The following is a 20,655-nucleotide window of genomic DNA, read 5'->3' on the forward strand; positions in this document are numbered from 1 at the left end:
TCACAACAAGACAAATGCCCTGATCAGTTATGGCTTATTCAAAAAACTGGACTCAGGCATGTAATTCACTCATCAATTTTTGTAGTAAATCATTGATAAATTGAATTCGTTTTTCATAGTCTTCAAGCTGCACCATCACTTTCAAGCGCTGTCCACCTTCCATACGATAATAGGTCGGGTTCTTTTGCATGAGTTGAATAATACTAATCGCCTGAACTGGAGTATCTGGTGAAAATTCAATGTTGCCGCCTTGAGTATTAATATCAATTTTTGTAATACCCAAATGCTCCGCTTTTAAGCGGATCTGATGCACGCTAAACAAGTGTTTAACTGATTGCGGTGGAATACCAAAACGGTCAATAAGCTCCATGCGAATATTATCCAGTTTTTCTTGAGTATCTGTATTACTAATACGTTTATAGAATAATAAACGTTGATGAACATCACCTAAGTAATCATCCGGAATAAGTGCAGGAATATGTAAGTTAATTTCTGCAGTTAACGACAATGGTGCATCGAAATTCGGTGTTTTACCCTGTTGAATTGCTTTAGTCGCTTTCTCAAGCATTTCCATATACAAGCTATATCCGATCGCCTGCATTGAACCGCTTTGTTGCTCACCCAACAATTCACCAGCACCACGAATTTCTAAATCTTCCGTAGCGAGCATAAAGCCTGCGCCTAATGTAGAAGCTCGTTGAATTGCATCAAGACGTTTTTCAGCATCACCTTTCAAGTGCTTGATTGAAGGCACCAATAAGTAAGCATAAGCTTGGTGATGTGAACGACCTACACGTCCACGCAACTGGTGCAATTGTGCTAAACCAAGCTTATCTGCACGTTCAATTAAAATTGTATTGGCATTTGGAACATCAATACCCGTTTCAATAATGGTTGAACACACCAGCACATTATATTCTTTGTGGTAGAACTGCTGCATAACTTGCTCAAGTTCACGTTCGCGCATTTGTCCATGTGCTACCGCCACGCGTGCCTCGGGCACAAGCATACGAATATTTTCAGCCGCTCGCTCAATGGTATCTACTTCATTATGTAAGAAATAAACTTGTCCACCACGTAATAACTCACGCAAAATCGCCTCTTTGATTGAAGCATCTGTATGTTCTTGAACAAACGTTTTTACTGCTAAACGACGTGCTGGTGGAGTGGCAATGATCGATAAATCACGCATTCCCGAAAAAGCCATATTAAGCGTACGAGGAATTGGAGTTGCGGTAAGGGTCAACATATCAACATCAGCACGCAAAGCCTTAATTCGCTCTTTGTCACGTACGCCAAAGCGATGTTCCTCATCCACGACCATTAAGCCTAGATCTTTAAACTGAACATTCTCTTGTAATAACTTGTGTGTGCCTACCACAATATCGACTTTACCATCCGCCAAGTCTTCAATATTTTTTAAATGAGTTTTGTTCGAACCAAATCGTGATAACACTTCAATACGAACAGGCCAATCAGCAAAACGATCTTTAAAAGACTCATAATGCTGTTGGGCAAGTAACGTGGTAGGAACTAAAACTGCAACTTGTTTACCATTTTGTACTGCAACAAATGCTGCTCGCATGGCCACTTCGGTTTTACCAAAACCTACATCACCACATACCAATCTATCCATTGGTTTTGCTTGCTGCATATCATACAGCGTAGCTTCAATTGCATTGGCCTGATCAAGTGTTTCTTCATACGCAAAGCCACTTGCAAATTGCATATAAAGTGATTGATCCAATTCAAAAGCAAAACCAGGTTTTGACTGACGACGTGCCTGAATATGCAAAAGCTCGGCTGCAACATCATGAATTTGCTCTAATGCTTTACGCTTTGCTTTACTCCAAGCATCAGTACCAATTTTATGTAAAGGTGCTAAATCTGGGTCACCACCACTATAACGGCTAATCAGATGTAAGTTCGTTACTGGGACATAAACTTTGGCATCTTCAGCATAATCTAGTTGCAAGAACTCATAGTCTTGACCTTCGATAGCAAGTGTAATTAAGCCAGCATAACGTCCCACACCATGATCAATATGTACGACAGGAGCACCAATACTTAGCTCAGTTAAGCTTCGAATTAGAAACTCTTCAGAAACTTCCTGTTGACGCTTACGACGACGCTGTACAACTCGGTGTTCATAAAGCTGATTTTCTGAAATAACTGTTAATTGATCAGTTATAAGTAAACCACGGTCTAAAGGTGCATTGGTAATCGCAATTGCAAATTGACTGGTTTTGAATTGCTCAAAATTCTCTACATTCGGAATTTCACCCAAACTTGAACGCAATGCATCTTTTAAACTTTCTCGGCGTCCTGCACTTTCTGCAACCAATAGAACCGGATGATTTGCTTCATCAATATATTTTTTTACGGCACTAAATGGTTTTTCTTTTTTCGGATCGACTGGCAACTTGGGTGGTTGTTCAGTTTTAAGATTAAGTGCACCAGCTTTTTCTTCAATAGTTTCTGCACTTACAAGCATGCGCGGAAACTGATTTAAAGCACTCAGCAAATTATTTGGAGAAATAAATAACTCTTCAGGAGCAAGAATAGGTTGATCAATATTATGACGTCGATCTTCATAACGACGCATAACTTCTTTCCAGAAGTTAGTTAAATCGGTATCAACATCATTAGTTGTAATTACAATGCAATTCTTTGGCAAGTACGTTGTAAACATACTTTGCGATTGCATCTGTTCTTTATTAAAAAATAACGGTAAATAAAATTCAATTCCAGGAGATGCTATGCCATCTAAAACATCTTGATAAATTGGATTTTTCTTAGGATTTGCTGTCGGGAAAAACTCAGAATAACGATCTCTAAAAACTGACCGTGCTTCTTTTAATGGAAACTCTTTAGCGGGTAGAACAGTAAAACTTTTTAACGTTGTGGTTGTTCTCTGGGTTTCAGGGTCAAAGAATTTTAACGAATCAATTTCGTCATCAAATAGGTCTATGCGGATAGGAGCTTCTTGCCCAGATGCAAAAATATCCATAATACTACCACGTACCGCAAATTCTCCATGATCATAAACTGTATCTACTAAATGGTAGCCAGCCTGAACCAATCTTAGTTTTTGCTGTTCTAAATCAAATTTTTGCCCCACTCTTATATCAAAGTGCTTACCCAAAACCCATGAGTAAGGCGCAACCCGTTGAGCCAAAGTACTTGCTGAAATGAGTAATACGCCTTGCTGCGGCATATTCGATAAAATCGCAAGACGTTCCGAGACAATATCTTGATGCGGAGATAACCGATCATAAGGCAAAATTTCCCAATCGGGAAAAATTGTCGGCTTTATTCCATAAAACTCAAGTTCACTTTCTAATTGAGCAACATGTTGGTTATTTCGAGCGACTAAAACTAATAAAGAAGAATGCTGATTCGCAATTTCTTTAAGCAATAAAGCTGCTGATGAACCTAATAATGACCCCACCCAACGCTTTTCACCGGCCTTGAGCTGTTGCAAATTCAATTGAGAGATTTCTTGTTGAAACATGTATATGGCTTTTATGAGCTAAAAAGGTATGAGGTTAATAGTAGCATGATGTTTTTATTGAATTGAGTTATTTTTCTGAAATCAAGCTACTACTTTAAGATACTTTTTTATAGTTCTTAAACAAATGTTTGAACTTATTTATCACGTAGAAACATCACATAATATTGGTTCAATATTTGTATGATTGCTTTAAGTTCAAGCAACTTTTCTTGAGTATTACCTAACCTTTCGACATAGCGTTGATTTGCAATTTCTAAATCAATTTTTTCATTAATTTGTGGTGTGATTTGGAATAACTTACGTAAATCATCAAAGTTCTGTAATTTACGATTTGAAAAATATTCAAGGTGCTCTGACCACTTTTCATTAATCACGACATCTTTAATAACCGGACCACGCTCTGAATCAAAACTGAGCTGATTCTCCTGTAAATATAATTGCTCTGGTGACTCTTTCGAGCCTTGAAAAAGCTGGCTTAACTTTTTGAACATTTCATCACATCTTATTAATTTTCAATTTATATAGTAGAGGTAATCTACTCACCTCTACCATCTAAGTTTATTTTTTTAATGCCTACTCGTCACCCAAGTCATCTAGAAAATCTACTGTCGGTACAAAAAATAAAGTACCTGTTTGGGCAGTACTAAAGTCAAGTAAGCGGTCAAGATGACCTTGCTCATTTCCTAAGAACATATTTTCAAGCATTTGACGGGTTGTACTAAATTTACGCGAGTATCCAATAAAGAAAGTCCCATATTCATTTTTTGAAGGGTTAGAAAAAGGCATATTGGCACGCATAATTTTTAGCTCATTACCTTCCGCATCATGCGCTTTACTTACCACATTATGAGCTGTTAAAGGCTTTTCATCATCACCGAGTTCAATATCATTAAACTTCTTACGACCAATTACTTTTTCTTGTTCTTCATCACTTAAAGCACGCCATTTTTCCATATCATGGGTATATTTTTGAATAAATGCATAACTTCCCCCAATGAATTCGGGATCTTCGCTGCCCACTAGAGCCCACTGCGCTGCAATTACAGGTTCAGGATTTTCTGTTCCATCTACAAAGCCAATAATTGCACGACCATCGAAATAACGAAAACCATGTACTTCATCAATTGGATAAGTCACTTTACCCAACTGTTCATTGATAATACTTCCCAATTCATAGCAGAGAGCTTGTCGATCAGCACGAATATGAAAGAATAAATCACCTGGTGTTGAAACGGCTGTGTACTTTGGACCTTTGATTTCTTGAAATGTTTCTAATTCTTGAGGCTTTGATTGTTCTGGAAATAAGATATCCCACGCATTTGAGCTAAAACCGAATGTGGCATTAAATTTACTTTCTGGATAACGATTAGACAAACTTCTAGTTAACGCTGAAAAATTAGCTGCAAAATCTTTTACTTTTTCTACAACAGAATCACCTTGAGCTAATCCTAATACAATAAATAATGCATTTTCTCCAGGATGACTCGTTACAGGCTGAATTCTCATACATTCCATAAAACAGGCCTTATTTTGGTAATTTACGGTAGTAATTTAGCATATTCATGTTTTTATCGTACGATTTCTTATGGTTCTTAGCTATTAAAAAAGAGATTGAACGATCCCAATCTCTTGTAATTTTTCTAAGTTATATTTAGCCACCATATTGTTGTTTTAAGTATTTTACAATTTGGGCAGATTCAAACATTTTAACGCCTGTATTTGGATCAACTAAATAAGGCACCTGCATTTTTCCTTGCATAATCTGCAACGATTTTTCTCGTTTACCACCCTTTAAGGGCACATATTTTCCCGGTTTTAAGCGAAGAATAGCAGGCCCCATATCTTGCCACCTTTCTTTAGCCACATTATGCAAAATATAAGGAATTTCAAGTTCGCAAAGTACATTTCTTACTACTCTTGAATATGGGCTTGCTTCAAAACTCCATAATTCAAGTTTATGTTCAGGTGCGGTCCGATTTACTATTTTTTTATCAATCCAGACTCCACGAGCACCATTTAATAAGGTTCCAGCAAATGCAACATATGGTTTTTCAGGATAATTTGAAAATTTCTGAGGCGTTTGCCCTGTCTTACCATAATGTTTAAATAAATGATGAATAATATCTTGTGATTCATATAGTTTATCGCCTGTATTTTCATCAATTAAAAATGGAAACTGCAATTTACCGCCTATTTCTTTTACAACTGAACGATATCTTGTTCCTCCTTTGGGACATGGGTAAATTTCCACATCCAAGTTTAAAAGTGTAATCACTTCACGAACACGCCGACAAAATGGTGAACCTTCAAACTCATAAAGTTTTAGAGCGTTAAAAGGCTGATTAGGAAATGCTGTACCTGTAACTCCTCTACCACCTTGAGCAATTGCAGATGCTACTGCTTGCAGCACTTTAATTTGATGATTCACCATTACACGTTCCTTTATATTGTGGAGCTAAACTAATTTTTCCTTAGCAATCACAATTCCATTGTTATCTGCATAAATAAAATCGCCAGATTGAATTGTGACTCCACCAAAATACAAAGGAATATCTACTTCACCAATGCCCTTACGATTACTTTTTTGCGGAATTGCAGCCAATGCATGTACACCTAAATCCAAAGTTGCAAGTGCATCAACATCACGTACACAGCCATAAATAACCACACCATTCCAGTTATTTTTAACTGCTGATTCAGCAATCATATCTCCCATAAGTGCGCAGCGCATTGAAGCACCACCATCTACAACTAATACCTTCCCTGTACCATCTGTAGCCAATAATTCTTTTACACGCGAGTTATCTTCAAAACACTTTACAGTCACAACTTGTCCACCAAAAGTTTGACGTGCACCGTAACTTTTAAAGAACTTACCGTCCATTGAGGGCGTGACCACTTGTAAATCTTTTTCCGGGTTATCATCCAATAAATCACATGTCACAAATGGTACTGTTGACACTTTTATTCTCCCTATCGAGTTTGTTGTATGCTGAGATTATCATATCGTTTAAATGCTTCAATTTGCGTTAGCGCCGCTACAACCATGGTATGAGCCAATTGCTCTGCGGTAACAGGTTTATATTTGAATGGTTTATTCCATTTACTTTCAATGAATTTAAAAAGACTTTGTCCTAAATCTTCCATAAAACGCACATCGCTACGCTTACCAATCAATAGAGATGGCCTGAAAATAGATAATTTTTCGATGCCTAAACTCTGAATATAGTCTTCTAATTGTCCTTTAACCTTATTGTAGAAAATTGGTGAATTAGCATTTGCCCCCAGTGCACTTACAATTAAAAAATGGATATGTTTATCTTGGATCAAGTCTGCAAAATGAGCATTTATCTCATAATCCACTGCATAGAAGCCTTGTTTTGAACCTGCTATTTTTAAAGTTGTTCCTAAACAGCTAAATGCGTGAGTATGACCATTTACGTCTTCATCGTTGAGCAATAAAAAATCGTCTATAACGAGCTGAGTAACTTTTTTATATGTATTAAGTAGTTGTGATTCTTTTCTAACAACAACGGTAATTGCTTCAAATTCCGGTGTTTGTTCAAGCTCTTCAACTAGAGCTAATCCAACGAGTCCTGTAGCACCTATTACAATTGCTTTTTTCGTGCTTATAGTCATTTTTTATCCAACCTTCTTTAAGTTTGTATCAAATTTAACCTTTTCTTACGGTTTTAGCAGCCCCTAAAACGGCTTAAAATGCTCTCAAGGCTTGACTTCACGGTATTGATTCATCACAATATGGCACTTGTTTACGGGCTGGTGATGGTTACACCAGTTTACTGGATTGACCACAGCCCGCCCAGACCAACTTATTTTCAAGGAGTGCAAGAGTGGCAAACTCTGCTCAAGCTAAAAAACGTGCGCGCCAAAACGTTAAAGCGCGTAAACACAACGCAAGCTTGCGTTCTATGGTTCGTACTTACATCAAACGTACTTTAAGTGCAATCGCTGGTGGTGATTATGCTGTTGCTACAGAAGCTTACAAAAAAGCTGTTCCTGTAATCGACCGCATGGCTGATAAAGGCATCATCCACAAAAATAAAGCTGCTCGTCATAAGAGCCGTTTAAATGCTCAAGTTAAAGCTTTAGCTAACTAATTGAAGCATGTAAAAAAAGCCCAACAGGGCTTTTTTTATTACCTATAATTTTATAATTACTCTACTTTATGAAATTTAGAGACATCTAACTCGTAAGCTTCGCCTCGCCAAATCCATTTCAATTTACAATTTGGAAATTCATCCCCTTCAAACCACACAAACAGGCCTTCCATCATTTCTGGCCAATCTGCTTTTTGTATTTGATTGTTGCCTGAAATTACAGCAACTATGGCAGCAATAATTGTGTCATGACTAACAGCTAAACTCAGCCCACTTTTTGTTTTAGGATGAGTCTGATAAATAAGTTCCAACACATCTAAAACCCCGGTAATGGGATGTTTCATACCTGGTAATGCATTGTTCACAAAACTATTAATAAAGCCTAAAGCACCTTGTTTACGAAAATATGGTGCAGCCTGTTGAATATCGAGTACAAAGCTCCCCGGTTCTACCAGTAAGCCTTGTTCAACAATTTCAATTGTATGTGTATTCGGCTCAGGACTTACCCCATCTGCACCTTCAATCATAAGTGCAGCAGTATCTACACAACGTTGAATTGGACTAGAAATACAGTGTTGAATTACACGATCCGTATTTTTGATTAAATAGCTACCCCATTCCTGTGCAAGCTCACGTCCTTGAGGTGTAAGTTGAAGGTCATATCCTGCCAAGCCTTGCCCATCTACCAGCTCTCTTAAGGAGTGACGTGTAAAAAGGGTTACAGGAGTTGAAGCATCAGGCAATAAATCAATTGCTTCAAACATGCTTTTAGGCAATAAATCGAGTGCCATTTTTATCGTGTCATCTTTTCTCAATATTTTGCCACTATAGCATGTCTGCAATAACTCTCAATCCAAAACACCCGATTGAACCAAAGCTTCAAATGCTATTTTTTTGCTTTCTTGATCACGAAATGCGATAAAGCCCCCGTTTAATACAGTATCACGTTGGTTATATTCAAAAGGTTTACCTTTTAGTGTGAGCAAACCTCCACCTATACTTTCTAATAATCCCTGACCTGAGCTAGTATCCCATTCAGATGTAGGATGAAATCTAGGGTAAATATCAATCTCGCCTTCTAACATCATGCAAAATTTATAAGCACTTCCCGCCTCACGTCGAATTACGGTACGGCTCTTTTCAATTGGCTCAATAAACTTCTGATACTTCGGGTTTTTACTACTATGACTTAAGCCAATCTGTACAGGCGCTTGTGTCGAATAAGATTCTTTTTGATATTGGTACCATTGTTGTTGGCTAAAGTTATATTTAAAAGGCAAATGGTTTAAATAACCTAAATAAACAACTTGTTCACACGGTACAACAATTACAGAAAATACAGTTTCACGCCCCTCAATCAAACTCAAATTTATCGTGAACTCATCTCGTTCATGTATAAACTCTTTCGTACCATCAAGAGGATCTAGCATCCAACAAGAAGACCAATCGTGGCGAGCGCTATAGTCGCTTTCTTCGGATAAAACTGGTAACTCCGGTGTGATTTCTGCAAGATGTTTTAATAAAAATTGATTTACTTTTAAATCTGCTTGGGTCACAGGTGAATCATCATGTTTTTCTTGAATATTAAACTCATATCCAGCTGAATAGTTCTGATATTCTTGTAATAAGATCTGACTAGCCTCTTCCAATATTGGTAGTAGCTGTTCAATTAAGACATCATTGGGGCGAGTTGTTGTTATAAACATAAATAAGCTCTATTTACTTTCCTTTTCATTATAAGTGAATTGTGACAAATTCAATATTCACCAACAGTCTAAGTCTAGTATTCTTACAAAAAGCACTTATCTTTAACTAAGAAGTCTTCTATTACCTTAAAAAGTTGATTCTTTATATTTTTACTTACTAAACCACTTATTACTCAAGGGAAAGTAACGTTAAATTTTGTATAAAAAACATATTATAACTTATGAAAAATAAACAACTTAATGCAAAACCAACCATTTCCTTTTCACACATTTCTTGCTATGTTCAATAGCACAATAACAAAATGGAAGACTAAATATGACGCTATATGGATATCACTTTTCAACAATTGAAAATAACTGGGAAGACTTAACCCCATTAAATGAGTTTTTACAAACATTTGCTGATGATGATGGTGATGTCTCCCAGAGAGATAAAGAATCACTGAAAGAAATTATTGCTAAATCCGATACAGCTTTGGCTTTAGCTAAAGAAATGGGTTGGGACGGTAGTTATACGGGTTGCCCTTATTTATTCTGGTTACCAAGTAAGAATACACAATCATTTGAATATGGATTTGTTTTTAAACAAACCTCAGATAATTCGACTTTTGTGATTTCACCAATTGAATTGGCTTATCTGGCCCAAGATGAGCAGGTAGAAACTTTAAGTAAGAATATTGACTAAATAACAAAGGTTATTGACTTAAAAATTAAGCCAATAACCTGACTCTACTGTTGTTATTCAAACATACTTAATTGAGGCGTGGGCTTTATAATCTTCTCTTTGGGAACGTGTAAACATTCAAATTCCTCAATAGGAAAACCTTCAATAAAGCTTGAAATATCTGGTGTTTCTAAACTTAACCATTCCTCTAGACGATCATGCGGAATCACAATGACTGATCGTTTGACATCGCCCGGTTCATGAAAATCTTTCATCATGGGATGATCTATCGCATCCATAGTTAACATACTTGCAGAACGGATAATGGTTTCATTCATTTTGCAAATTTCATAAATTGCGGCAATGAAAAAAGCCTGTCCATCTTTACGGCGGACGCCCCATCGCTCAGGTTTATCATTTATATATTTACTCTCATAAAACTCCGTCACGGGTATTACACCAAACTTACATTTAAGAGCGGCTTCTTGAAAACTCGGTTTTTGGAAAATCGTTTCATGACGGGCGTTATAAGTATGTTTTGCTATATTTGTATCTTCGGCCCATTTAGGAACCAAACCGAACATGACTTCACGCCACTCAAAACCTTGCGGTGATTTGAATAATAGCGGCGTTGTCCCACCCGGATAAACCTCATCGGCATAGCTAAAGCCGACCACAGGCAACTGAAGTTGCTGCAATTGGGCAAGAGTTAAAGGTTTAAAGTTGGCACACATAGCAAGAATAAAATACTGTACTTTTACATCTCTTATTTTATAAGTATTTATTCTATAAACCAAATAAAAAGGCACTCGAAAGTGCCTTTAACGACATAACTTTACGCTTAAGAAATGTGCTGAATTCCTTGCGGAATGGCCTGTAATAGTCGTTTAGTGTAGTCATGTTGAGGATGCGCATAGAGCTCATCTGAGTTAGCGATTTCAACAACTTCACCATGATTCATGACCATGACCTGATCAGAAATATATTTCACAACCGATAAGTCATGTGAAATAAAAATATAACTAAGGCCAAACTCATCTTGTAAGTCTTGTAATAAGTTAAGTACTTGTGCCTGAACCGACACATCTAGTGCCGAAACAGATTCATCACAAATTAGAATTTCAGGCTTTAGCGTTAAACAACGTGCAATCGCAATACGTTGGCGTTGACCACCCGAGAACTCATGCGGATATCGATAATAAGCTTGTTCAGGTAAATTCACTCGCTCAAGTAAACCAAGTGCAATTTGCTTACGTTCCGCATCATCTTTACCAATGCCATGAATTTGCATAGGTTCTAATAAAATCTGCCCAATGGTAAAGCGTGGATTTAGCGAAGCATATGGATTTTGGAAAATGATTTGGATCTTCCTTTGATATTTAGCAAATTCTTTTTCAGTTAATGACAGAATATCTTTACCCTCAATGAAAGCTTCCCCACCCGATGCTTCATGTAAACGCATAAGCAACAAGCCCACAGTGGTTTTACCTGAGCCAGACTCTCCCACTAAACCAAGCGTTTTACCTTTAGCAAGTTTAAAAGAAACGCCTTTTACTGCTTGAAATTCTTCTTTTCCAAACAACCCTTTACGGCTATAAAAGCTTTTTTTCAGATCTTTTACTTCTAAAATAATTTGCTCATCGCCATTTAAACCACGTTTACGCTGTGGAATTTCTGAAACATCAAAACTTTGCTCTACCAATATATTGTCTTCTTGACGCATAAAATCGCTGGTCACAGGCAAACGATAAGGTCGCTGTGACATTTGAGGACGACAATAGAGCAATGCTCGGGTATATACATCTTTAGGTTGTTCTAGAACTTGTTCTGCAAATCCCTGCTCTCTAATTTCGCCATGACGCATTACAATGACTTGATCTGCAATTTCACCCACTAAAGCCAAATCATGCGTAATAAAGAGCATCGACATTTGACGGCGCTGGCGCAACGATTCGAGTAAATCAATAATTTGTTTTTGAATGGTGACATCAAGTGCCGTAGTCGGTTCATCGGCTATTAGTAGCTTAGGTTCACAAGCAATCGCCATTGCAATCATGACACGTTGCTGTTGACCACCAGACAGTTGGTTAGGATAAGCATCAATCTTAGTTTCCGGTGAAGGTATCCCGACCTCTTTAAGTAACTCTAAAACACGTTGACGGGCCTGTTTACGACTCATACCCATGTGTAAACACAACACTTCTGCGATTTGATTACCTACCGTAAAAACGGGATTTAATGATGACATCGGTTCTTGAAAAATCATGGCAATATCTTTACCACAGATTTTTCGCATATCTTTACGGGATAAGCGGAGTAAATCTTGACCTTCAAAAACAATCTTACTTTTTTCATCAATTTTACTTTGGCCTACAGGTAGTAAACCCATGGTTGCCAAAGAAGTAACCGATTTACCACTACCTGACTCACCAACTAAAGCAACAGTCGTATTTGCTGGAATATCAAAGGAGATTCCTTTAACAGTTTCGATATACTGCTTGTCTTCACCTTTAAAACTTACACGTAAGTTTTCAATGTGAAGTAATGGGACATTTTTTTGTTGTTCTGACATTAGCGTTTCCTCTTATTTTAGTTTTGGATCTAATGCATCACGCAGTGCATCAGTAAACATTGAAAATGCCGTAACCAAAACAGCCATTGCAACAGAGGCTGCGACAAGTTGCCACCATTTTCCTAAAAGAAGTTCACTTTGAGCTTCATTTAACATACTGCCCCAAGACACTACACCCACTGGTACACCAAATCCCAAGAAACTTAAAATAACTTCCGATTTAATAAAGGAAACCACCAAAATCGACATTTGAACCAAGGCGATATGGCTGACATTAGGAAAAATATGAATAAACATACGGCGAAAATGTCCAACACCAATTGCCTTGGCCGCCAGAACATATTCACGTGAGGTATGTTTCATATACTCCGCACGAATTAAACGGTAAACACCAGTCCAACCCGTTAAACCTAAAATCAAAACAATAGATAAAATGCCCTTTTGTTGCAGTACGGCAGCTATCGCAAGAACTAATAATAAATATGGAATGGAAGTAAAAATGTTATAAAACCAGTTAAGGATGTCATCTACCCAACCACCAAAGTAGCCTGAAATTGCCCCTAATAATGTGCCTAAGGTCACTGCGAGTAATGCAGAAACTAGCCCTACAATAATTGAAGTTTCAGCACCTTTAATGGTTTTTTTAAGAATATCTTGCCCCCATTTGTCGGCCCCAAATATAAGAGTACTTTTTAGTTCACTCTGCTGATCGAGTAAGTGTCCACCTAGTTGCTGATCAATTGCTTTCATATCATCAGCTAGCGGGTCAACTACACCATAATAATCAATTGCACTTCCAGAGGTCTTTTCTTGTTTAATTTCAGCCTTGAGTTGGTGAATGACATCTTTTAAAGGATCGACTGGATTTTCCGGTAACTCTTCATCTACAGCAGCTGTCTTTTGCAAAGCTTCAGTTGTTTTATCTGCACCAATAAATGTAGGAGGTGCATAACTGACAGCAACTTCTTTGTTCCAGTCTGATGCAATCACACCAGTAAATGATAGTAGCAATACGACCAGATAGAACAGCACAACAATGAGCGATGCGATTGCAATTTTATCAGCCCGAAGACGGCGCATTGCAAGGCGCCATAAACCCGCTGAAGCTGGAGCTGTCTGGGTTTGTAATTTTCTTTTTGTTAGAACACTTAGCATAACCCACCTACTTCAACTGTACACGTGGATCAACCACTTTGTAGACCAAATCGGCAATCAAATTAAAAATCATGGTTGCAGCTGCGATATACACTGTAATTGCTTTAATCACAGGAAAATCACTTCGCTCAACCGCGATAATTACTTCTCGACCAATACCGGGAATACCAAAAAAACGTTCAATTAAAAATGCACCTATGAGCAATGCAGGCAAAGTCGCCATCACATCGGTAATAATAGGAATTGAGGCATTACGTAAAACATGCACACCTAAAATTCGGCTTTCCCCTACACCTTTAGCCCGTGCGGTTCTCACATAATCTTGGTTAATCTCATCAAGCACAAAACTACGGTATAAACGTAAAGTAGGTGCAATACTCACCACCAACATAATTAAAATTGGAAGCAAGGCAAACTTAAATAAATTATCGGTAAAGTTATCGCTCCAGCCCTGCACTGGAAACCAACTTAACTGATATGCCAAAACATATTGAAAAACAATAATATAAACCAAGATACTGATCGACATACCAATAGTACATAACATCATGACCATACGATCTGTTAAAGAACCACGTACTGCCGATACAGCTAGAGCCAAGCCAATTGAAATAACGGTTTGTAAAATAGTGAGTGGAATTAGGAGCGTTAATGAAGGCCCCAAGCGAGTTAAAATAATTTGTGAAACTGGCTCGCCAGTACTCCAACTTGCGCCATAGTCAAAAGTAAGAATCTGCTTAATAAAAATCCAGAGCTGAACGTAATAAGGCTGATCGACACCTAGTTGCTTACGAATGTTTTCAATCTGCTCAGGATTAGACATCTTACCTGCCAGAATATAGGCCGGATCTCCACCGACCCAGTTAAAAAGAATAAAGATAAACAGTACTACTCCCAACATGGTTGGAATCATCTGCCATAACCGCCGAATAACATATGCCAGCATAGTGATAATTCCTTATTTAACCCGTTGTCCGGTAATTTCGTTAAAGAATGCTTTATTGTCAGGATCACGACCAAGGAAATCTTTAACCAACTCAGCTGCCGGTTTTTGGCTACCTTGCGATAAAATGGTCTGGCGATAACGTTGTCCGACTTGTGGGTTATTCAGGTTGTCACCATAAGCAGAAAGCATGTCTAAAGCTAAAACCTCAGACCACATATAACCGTAGTAACCTGCTTGATATCCCCCCATCAAGTGTCCAAACTGACCAGGAAACTCTGTTGTTGGGACATATCCCAAGGCTGTAGCTGCTTCCATTTTTTGCCAAGTTTCTAAAGGTTTTACTTTTAAGGCATCAGCCGTATGAAGCGCCATATCGTACTGTGCATAAAGCGTTTGACGTGCGTAACGTAAACCGCGCCCATAGTTATGTACTGCTTTTAAACGGGCAATTAATTCATCATCAACTCGTGGGCATGCCGGATCACAATAATCGGCCACTTTAGATAAGGTTTCTTTACGGCGTGCCCACTCTTCATACATTTGAGATGGTGCTTCTACAAAGTCACGCTCTACAGATGTTCCAGACTGGCTTGCATAACGGGTATTAGATAAAATGCCATGTAAGGCATGACCAAATTCATGCACAAAAGTTTCAAGCTCATCACTATTTAAACCTTTACGGTTAAAGTTTGTGACTAATGCTGAAACCGGTAAGCGGTTGGTTAAAGTGCTGCCACCATATACTCCCCAAACGGCAGCATGACCATATTTCCCTTCTCGAGGGAATTTATCCATATATAGGCCGCCTAGAAGTTTTCCTGTCTTTTTATCGACTACATCGTAATATTCAACTTCGCTCTGCCATGCTTTCACTTTGACAGGTTTAAAATCAATACCATAAAGATCAGATGAGATAGCAAATAACCATTTTTGTGCTGCTAAAGTCGGGAAATAATCACGAAGCTTTTCCTGATCAATTTGATATTTGCTCTTACGAAGTTTTTCACTCCAATAAGCTTCACTCCAACGTGTTATCTCGGTTTTATCTAATGGTGTTTTTAAAGTTTGTGCTTTAAATGCACGGAGCTCTTCTACTTCTTTGCGCTCAAGTGGTGCTACCGTTTTTTGTACTTCTGCTAAGAATTGATTTACAGTTTCTGGCGTTTTTGCCATACGGTCTTTTAACGCCCAATCAGCATAACTTGCTTTGCCAAATAACTGTGCAAGTTCATAACGTAAATCTATTGCCTGCTTGAGTAATTTTAAGTTTTGTTCAGTACCACGTCGTGTAAAGGCAATCTGGTATCTTTTTCTAGCATCATCATTATCTGCCAGTTCCATAAATGGACGATATTCCGGATACTCAAAACCTAAAAGATAGTTACCTTTGGCATTTTTCTTTAACCCTGAAATATAACTCTCTGGCAGACCTTTCATCTCTTCAGGCGTAAATTCAAGTTTTTCAGGGTTATCACGAATATTGCGGTTATATTCTTGCTCGAGTTTAGTCAATTCATCAAGAATCGCTTTCATTCTTGCGCGTTTTGCTGGTTCTAGCTGAACCCCTGTGTCTTCAAACTGATCCAGAATATCCTGACGGTATTTCTGATCTATCGGATCAGTTGCTTTTGTATTTTTAATTACGCTATACAGTTTTGAGTTTTGGAATATATCAGTATGAAATTGATTAATTTTGATCTCACAATCTTCTGCTGCTTTACGTAATTTCGCATCTGGATCTACATTACTATATAAACCTATGGGTCCTGAAAAATCTTCAAGATGAGCAAAAATTTTATCCCACTTTGCTAATATTGGAGCTGCGGCAGCATCAGTTTTAACAGGTGTTTTTTCAAAGTTTGAAATCTCTTGCTGGATTTTTTTTAAATTAGAATCGCACCATGCTGGGAGTTGTTCTGCCTTAAGTAATGGTAAAGTTGCACGTGTGGTCTCTGCCGATGCAAACTGACTTATACCTATCGTCAACATACATAAACTAGTCATTTTCAGTGTGTTATTTTTCATCGTATCTCCAATTTTTTTCATTTAATGATTAGATTTCGTATTTGTATCAATATCGAAGTACATCCATTCAGCATGTAAAATCGGATGCTTCTTATATCCAATGATTCGAGGTTGAGCCAACATATTTCTATAACGTGCATACAAGACTTGCACTGGCATATAAACTTCTAATAAACGTGTCATTTTTCGATAAATCACGTCTCGTTCTGGTCCTGGCTTGACCTGTTGAGACTGACGGTATAATTGATCAAACTCCGGTATTGAACCGCAAGACCAGTTGGTCATATGAGTATTCGGACCATAAAAATTCTGCATAAAATTATCCCCATCCGGATAATCGGCTATCCATGCAGAGGAGCCAAACATTCCGTCACACTGTTTTTGTGCCCGAATGAGGTCTGAAAAGAGCATTGGCTTGTACACCATACGGATATTCAAACTGTCAAAGTTCTTTTTCCAAAGCTCAGCGCTTTGCTGACCAATACTGTCATTACGCGCCATATATTCAATGACCAGAGGCTTACCATTTGGTTGTGTACGCCATCCTGATGCATCTTTTTTGTAGTTATATTTATCTAATAATAAATTTGCTGCTTTGACCGAATATGGGGTACTGCTTCTATATTGAGGTTCGGCTCCTACTACACCTGGTGGAACTGGAAAATGTAGACGCTCTGCATCACCGTTACGCACTAACTTAATTTCTTGATCTATTGAACGGGACATTGCAATTGCACGGCGTAAAGCGATTTTTTCTTTACTCATTCCTCCAACAACGGGATTTTTAAGATTCCAATAGTTATAACTAATTTCTGGATCGACGATACGTGATAATTGCACGCCTTCTTTTGCAAGCTCGGGTCTTAATTTACCGTCTTTAATGGCTTTCGAGACTAATTGCCCTTCGAGCTGAATGATATCAACTTCACCACGCTGAAATGCCAACCATCTTGACTGGTTTTCCTCCATCACCTGAATATCAATTGTACCAATTTGAGGCATTTGTTTGCCCTTAAGATGCTTCACAACAGCTTGGTCTTCAGGGCTACTGGCGACAAAATTCCAAGTAAAGCCACGATAATCAGGATTCGCTTTTAAAACTATGCGCGAAGCAGGCACCCATTTACTGAGCATATAAGGTCCTGTTCCTACTGGATGCCCCATAACAAAGCCAGCTTTATCTTTATATTTTTCGATAACTTCACGTGCTACAGCCCCTGTAGGGTCATGTGCCAGTAATAAAGGAAAGTTATAATCAGGTTTTATTAATCGAATAACCAAGGTGTACTTATCAGGGGTCTGCAAACCACTCACACTTTGATCATAATTAAATTTTCCTGTTTTATTAGCTGATTGTACTAACGCATCCATACCTTCAATTTTGTTTTCCAGCAACCAGCTATTTGGTGAACGTAAAGTTGGGTCCAATAACCGCTTAAAAGAGTATGCATAATCATAAGCCGTTAACTCTCTAGGTTTGCCTTTAAAAACAGGGTCTGGCGTAAAATAAATACCTTTTTTAATGTGAATAGTATAAGTCAGACCATCTGCACTCACTTCAGGCATAGCAGTTGCGATTTGAGGGATAAGCTTTGCTGGCCTTGCTAAATAGTCATAGGTATATAAAGTTTCAAATATCGAAGTAGTTACATGCGCCGAATATAAATCATGGATATACGCTGGGTCGAAACCTGTTTCAGCTGTCGGGAACGTATAATGTAAAATTTTATTCGGATCGGCTGGACTTTTGGCAAAAATAGTCGTGGTCCCCGTTAATGCCATTCCGGCAAATAATAGGCCTACACTACAGTGCTTGAGCTTTAGTCTTAAATTTTCAGTCATGATGATCTTTATCTAAAATTATTTTTTAACGGGGGTAATATCAAGATATTGCCAGCTTGTATTTATCATCGGGTGAGGTTTAAAACCCTGAACTTGTGGCCGTATCAACCAATTGCGAATTCGAGTTACATGAATAATCCAAGGATTGTCTGCTTCAATCTGGCGATTAAGCTTTTCATAATATGGTAGGCGTTGTTGCGGTGGTAAATGAATGGCCTGAGTATAAAGAGCATCATATGTTTTAGACTGATAACAGGCATGGTTTCCCTGCCCAGCATTTGGTCCATATAATAATTGTGCAAAATTATCTCCTTCGGGATAGTCAGCAATCCATGCCCCACTCCAGATCATATATTTACATTGTGTCGCAGCTTTTAAGTTATCTGCAAAATTACTTACTTTAAAGTCAGCACGAATGCCAATCGCATCTAAATTTTTTTTCCAGAGTTCGGAAAGAATAACTGCAGCTGAGCTATTTTCATTATTAATTTTTAAAACTAAAGGTTTGCCATTTGGTAAGGTCCTATAGCCATCAGCCCCTTTTTTATAACCATAATAATCAAGTAGTTTATTGGCTAACCGAGGATTATATCCTACGCTACTTTTATACTTTGGGTTATACCCGTTTACACCTTCAGGTATAAACATTTCTGCTCTAACTGCCTGACCTTTATATGCCTGTTTTATGCTTTCATTTTGGTCATAGGCCAAAGTAATTGCTCGACGAAGCGCAATTTTTTCAGGACTAAAACCACCAATGACAGGATCATGCATATTCATCATGGTATAGGTCATTTCAGGTTCTTTATATGGAAAGTGTTTAATTCCTTTTTTTTGAAAAGAAGCCTTAAGTTGATTACCATCTAAAGCTTGAGGAACAGCATCTGCTGTAAGTTTGTCAAAATCTAATTGACCCGATTGAAAAGCTAACCACCGTGACTGTTGCTCTTCAATAATACTGACCACCACCTTGCCAACTTGCGGCATTTTTTTTCCAGACATTTCTTTAACAAGCTGGTTATCCCACGGTGTTCCAGTTGACTTAAAATTCCAGACGAAACCACGATAATCAGGATTGGCAACCAACTCGACCTTACTTCTTGGAACATATTTACTTAACATATACGGTCCAGTACCCACTGGATGCATACCAATACGATTACCGTAATAGTCAACAACCTCTTTAGCAACGGCCCCAAAAGCAATATAAGCAAGAATATAAGGAAAATTATAGTCTTGGCGAGTTAACGTAAATTGTAGAGTATATCGATCAATCGCTTTAAGCCCTGCAATTGGCGCGGCATAATCAAACTTTCCAGTTTTCTTTGCTTGAGCTACCACTGCATCGGCACCCAGCAATTTTCCATCCAGAAAAGAAACAGAAGGTGCTCGATTTTTAGGGTCTAAAATACGCTTAATTGAATAAATATAATCTTCGGCCACTAACTCACGGCGTTTGCCTTTAAAAGCAGGATCATCTGTAAAATAAATCCCTGGCTTAATTTTAAATATATAAACTTTACCGTCTTGCTCAACCTTAGGCATGCTTTCAGCCGTATAAGGAACTAATTGTAATGGACGAGCTAAATAATCATATTTGAGTAGTGGTTCAAAAATAGCTTCTGCAATACTAGCACTATAGAAATTGGTGGTTTTAACCATGTCAAAACCGTCATCTGGTGCTTCATAGGCAACATGCAAAATCTTGTTTGGTTGTGCTGGCGTAATTGCATAAGCACATGGAATTGAAGTAATAGCCAAACTTAAAATGGCGAGCTTAAAAAATTTTAATTTCAAGTTCATATCCACATAACTAATTTTTTTAAAAGATATTAACCTTTTGAGTAACATCTAAATCCGCATAAGAAAAGTTCTTTTTTCAGCAGATAGGCCTATTTGGGATTTGGAATTCACTTTCCTTTATCATCTTTTTATTTGATCAAATGGAAAAATAAATTCAAGTACCCAGAGTTTTGTAACTACTGAATATAAAGCGAATTTCATGCCATCTATTGGTATTCATAATAAAATATTTAAGATTATTCGAAATTCATATTTTTATTAGGTACTTAAATCCGTTTGAACTATATAAATAAAAGTTACTTTTTGCCAA

Annotated in this window: 17 protein-coding genes; 2 read left to right on the forward strand and 15 right to left on the reverse strand. The window is 37.8% G+C overall.

What is annotated here, in order from left to right; all coding sequences use genetic code 11:
• Positions 1-52: 52 nt before the first annotated feature.
• The 6 genes from mfd to J678_RS10295 all read right to left on the reverse strand — a co-directional run bounded on the left by mfd (position 53) and on the right by J678_RS10295 (position 7,153).
• Positions 53-3,514: a transcription-repair coupling factor gene (mfd, locus tag J678_RS10270; RefSeq protein WP_017392838.1), complete on the reverse strand. Its 3,462-nt coding sequence runs from the start codon at positions 3,512-3,514 to the stop codon at positions 53-55.
• 134 nt (positions 3,515-3,648) lie between these two features.
• Complete coding sequence (locus tag J678_RS10275; RefSeq protein WP_004709057.1) at positions 3,649-4,005, reverse strand: hypothetical protein; 357 nt, start codon at positions 4,003-4,005, stop codon at positions 3,649-3,651.
• Positions 4,006-4,087: 82 nt separating this feature from the next.
• Positions 4,088-5,020, reverse strand: coding sequence for a Dyp-type peroxidase (locus tag J678_RS10280; RefSeq protein WP_025465737.1), 933 nt, complete (start codon positions 5,018-5,020; stop codon positions 4,088-4,090).
• Between the two features lie 145 nt (positions 5,021-5,165).
• A complete protein-coding gene (locus J678_RS10285) occupies positions 5,166-5,945 on the reverse strand; it encodes a glutathione S-transferase N-terminal domain-containing protein (protein ID WP_017392839.1) in 780 nt (259 codons plus the stop codon).
• 24 nt (positions 5,946-5,969) lie between these two features.
• Positions 5,970-6,476: a ribonuclease E activity regulator RraA gene (gene rraA / locus J678_RS10290; protein WP_000108826.1), complete on the reverse strand. Its 507-nt coding sequence runs from the start codon at positions 6,474-6,476 to the stop codon at positions 5,970-5,972.
• Between the two features lie 11 nt (positions 6,477-6,487).
• Positions 6,488-7,153 carry an NAD(P)H-binding protein gene (locus tag J678_RS10295; protein WP_016805589.1) on the reverse strand — a complete coding sequence of 222 codons (666 nt, stop codon included), beginning with the start codon at positions 7,151-7,153 and terminating at the stop codon, positions 6,488-6,490.
• A 212-nt stretch (positions 7,154-7,365) separates the two neighbouring features.
• Between J678_RS10295 and rpsT the strand changes: the two genes are divergently transcribed.
• Positions 7,366-7,632 (forward strand): 30S ribosomal protein S20, encoded by a 267-nt coding sequence (rpsT, locus tag J678_RS10300; RefSeq protein WP_000013652.1) that lies wholly within the window; start codon positions 7,366-7,368, stop codon positions 7,630-7,632.
• Between the two features lie 56 nt (positions 7,633-7,688).
• On the opposite strand, the gene J678_RS10305 is transcribed toward rpsT, so the two are convergent.
• Positions 7,689-8,423, reverse strand: a complete 735-nt coding sequence (locus tag J678_RS10305; RefSeq protein ID WP_004709064.1) for a histidine phosphatase family protein — start codon at positions 8,421-8,423, stop codon at positions 7,689-7,691.
• 57 nt (positions 8,424-8,480) lie between these two features.
• Positions 8,481-9,338 carry a 3'(2'),5'-bisphosphate nucleotidase CysQ family protein gene (locus J678_RS10310; protein ID WP_017392840.1) on the reverse strand — a complete coding sequence of 286 codons (858 nt, stop codon included), beginning with the start codon at positions 9,336-9,338 and terminating at the stop codon, positions 8,481-8,483.
• A 316-nt stretch (positions 9,339-9,654) separates the two neighbouring features.
• On the opposite strand from J678_RS10310, the gene J678_RS10315 reads away from it, so the two are divergent.
• Positions 9,655-10,023 carry a hypothetical protein gene (locus tag J678_RS10315; protein ID WP_002049893.1) on the forward strand — a complete coding sequence of 123 codons (369 nt, stop codon included), beginning with the start codon at positions 9,655-9,657 and terminating at the stop codon, positions 10,021-10,023.
• 53 nt (positions 10,024-10,076) lie between these two features.
• Here J678_RS10315 and J678_RS10320 read toward each other — a convergent pair whose 3' ends face one another.
• The 7 genes from J678_RS10320 to J678_RS10350 all read right to left on the reverse strand — a co-directional run bounded on the left by J678_RS10320 (position 10,077) and on the right by J678_RS10350 (position 20,351).
• Positions 10,077-10,736, reverse strand: coding sequence for an SOS response-associated peptidase family protein (locus tag J678_RS10320; RefSeq protein WP_031944624.1), 660 nt, complete (start codon positions 10,734-10,736; stop codon positions 10,077-10,079).
• 107 nt (positions 10,737-10,843) lie between these two features.
• Positions 10,844-12,574 carry an ABC transporter ATP-binding protein gene (locus J678_RS10325; protein ID WP_017392842.1) on the reverse strand — a complete coding sequence of 577 codons (1,731 nt, stop codon included), beginning with the start codon at positions 12,572-12,574 and terminating at the stop codon, positions 10,844-10,846.
• 12 nt (positions 12,575-12,586) lie between these two features.
• Positions 12,587-13,729: an ABC transporter permease gene (locus J678_RS10330; RefSeq protein ID WP_017392843.1), complete on the reverse strand. Its 1,143-nt coding sequence runs from the start codon at positions 13,727-13,729 to the stop codon at positions 12,587-12,589.
• A 7-nt stretch (positions 13,730-13,736) separates the two neighbouring features.
• Positions 13,737-14,675 (reverse strand): ABC transporter permease, encoded by a 939-nt coding sequence (locus tag J678_RS10335; RefSeq protein WP_004709076.1) that lies wholly within the window; start codon positions 14,673-14,675, stop codon positions 13,737-13,739.
• A gap of 12 nt (positions 14,676-14,687) precedes the next feature.
• A complete protein-coding gene (locus tag J678_RS10340) occupies positions 14,688-16,721 on the reverse strand; it encodes a M3 family metallopeptidase (RefSeq protein ID WP_017392844.1) in 2,034 nt (677 codons plus the stop codon).
• Complete coding sequence (locus J678_RS10345) at positions 16,722-18,545, reverse strand: ABC transporter substrate-binding protein (RefSeq protein ID WP_079377367.1); 1,824 nt, start codon at positions 18,543-18,545, stop codon at positions 16,722-16,724.
• Between the two features lie 15 nt (positions 18,546-18,560).
• A complete protein-coding gene (locus tag J678_RS10350) occupies positions 18,561-20,351 on the reverse strand; it encodes an ABC transporter substrate-binding protein (RefSeq protein ID WP_079378098.1) in 1,791 nt (596 codons plus the stop codon).
• Between the last annotated feature and the right edge of the window lie 304 nt (positions 20,352-20,655).

The organism is Acinetobacter sp. 1424608, from assembly GCF_000588255.1.
GTDB classification, from domain to species: domain Bacteria; phylum Pseudomonadota; class Gammaproteobacteria; order Pseudomonadales; family Moraxellaceae; genus Acinetobacter; species Acinetobacter nosocomialis.

What these genes read in the sequence shown, in the direction of transcription:
- J678_RS10295 (WP_016805589.1), bottom strand. Translation starts at nt 7,153, where the DNA reads ATGACTATAAGCACGAAAAAAGCAATTGTAATAGGTGCTACAGGACTC.
- J678_RS10280 (WP_025465737.1), bottom strand. Translation starts at nt 5,020, where the DNA reads ATGAGAATTCAGCCTGTAACGAGTCATCCTGGAGAAAATGCATTATTT.
- J678_RS10330 (WP_017392843.1), bottom strand. Translation starts at nt 13,729, where the DNA reads ATGCTAAGTGTTCTAACAAAAAGAAAATTACAAACCCAGACAGCTCCA.
- J678_RS10285 (WP_017392839.1), bottom strand. Translation starts at nt 5,945, where the DNA reads ATGGTGAATCATCAAATTAAAGTGCTGCAAGCAGTAGCATCTGCAATT.
- J678_RS10310 (WP_017392840.1), bottom strand. Translation starts at nt 9,338, where the DNA reads ATGTTTATAACAACAACTCGCCCCAATGATGTCTTAATTGAACAGCTA.
- J678_RS10305 (WP_004709064.1), bottom strand. Translation starts at nt 8,423, where the DNA reads ATGGCACTCGATTTATTGCCTAAAAGCATGTTTGAAGCAATTGATTTA.
- mfd (WP_017392838.1), bottom strand. Translation starts at nt 3,514, where the DNA reads ATGTTTCAACAAGAAATCTCTCAATTGAATTTGCAACAGCTCAAGGCC.
- J678_RS10325 (WP_017392842.1), bottom strand. Translation starts at nt 12,574, where the DNA reads ATGTCAGAACAACAAAAAAATGTCCCATTACTTCACATTGAAAACTTA.
- J678_RS10315 (WP_002049893.1), top strand. Translation starts at nt 9,655, where the DNA reads ATGACGCTATATGGATATCACTTTTCAACAATTGAAAATAACTGGGAA.
- J678_RS10335 (WP_004709076.1), bottom strand. Translation starts at nt 14,675, where the DNA reads ATGCTGGCATATGTTATTCGGCGGTTATGGCAGATGATTCCAACCATG.
- J678_RS10340 (WP_017392844.1), bottom strand. Translation starts at nt 16,721, where the DNA reads ATGAAAAAAATTGGAGATACGATGAAAAATAACACACTGAAAATGACT.
- J678_RS10275 (WP_004709057.1), bottom strand. Translation starts at nt 4,005, where the DNA reads ATGTTCAAAAAGTTAAGCCAGCTTTTTCAAGGCTCGAAAGAGTCACCA.
- J678_RS10320 (WP_031944624.1), bottom strand. Translation starts at nt 10,736, where the DNA reads ATGTGTGCCAACTTTAAACCTTTAACTCTTGCCCAATTGCAGCAACTT.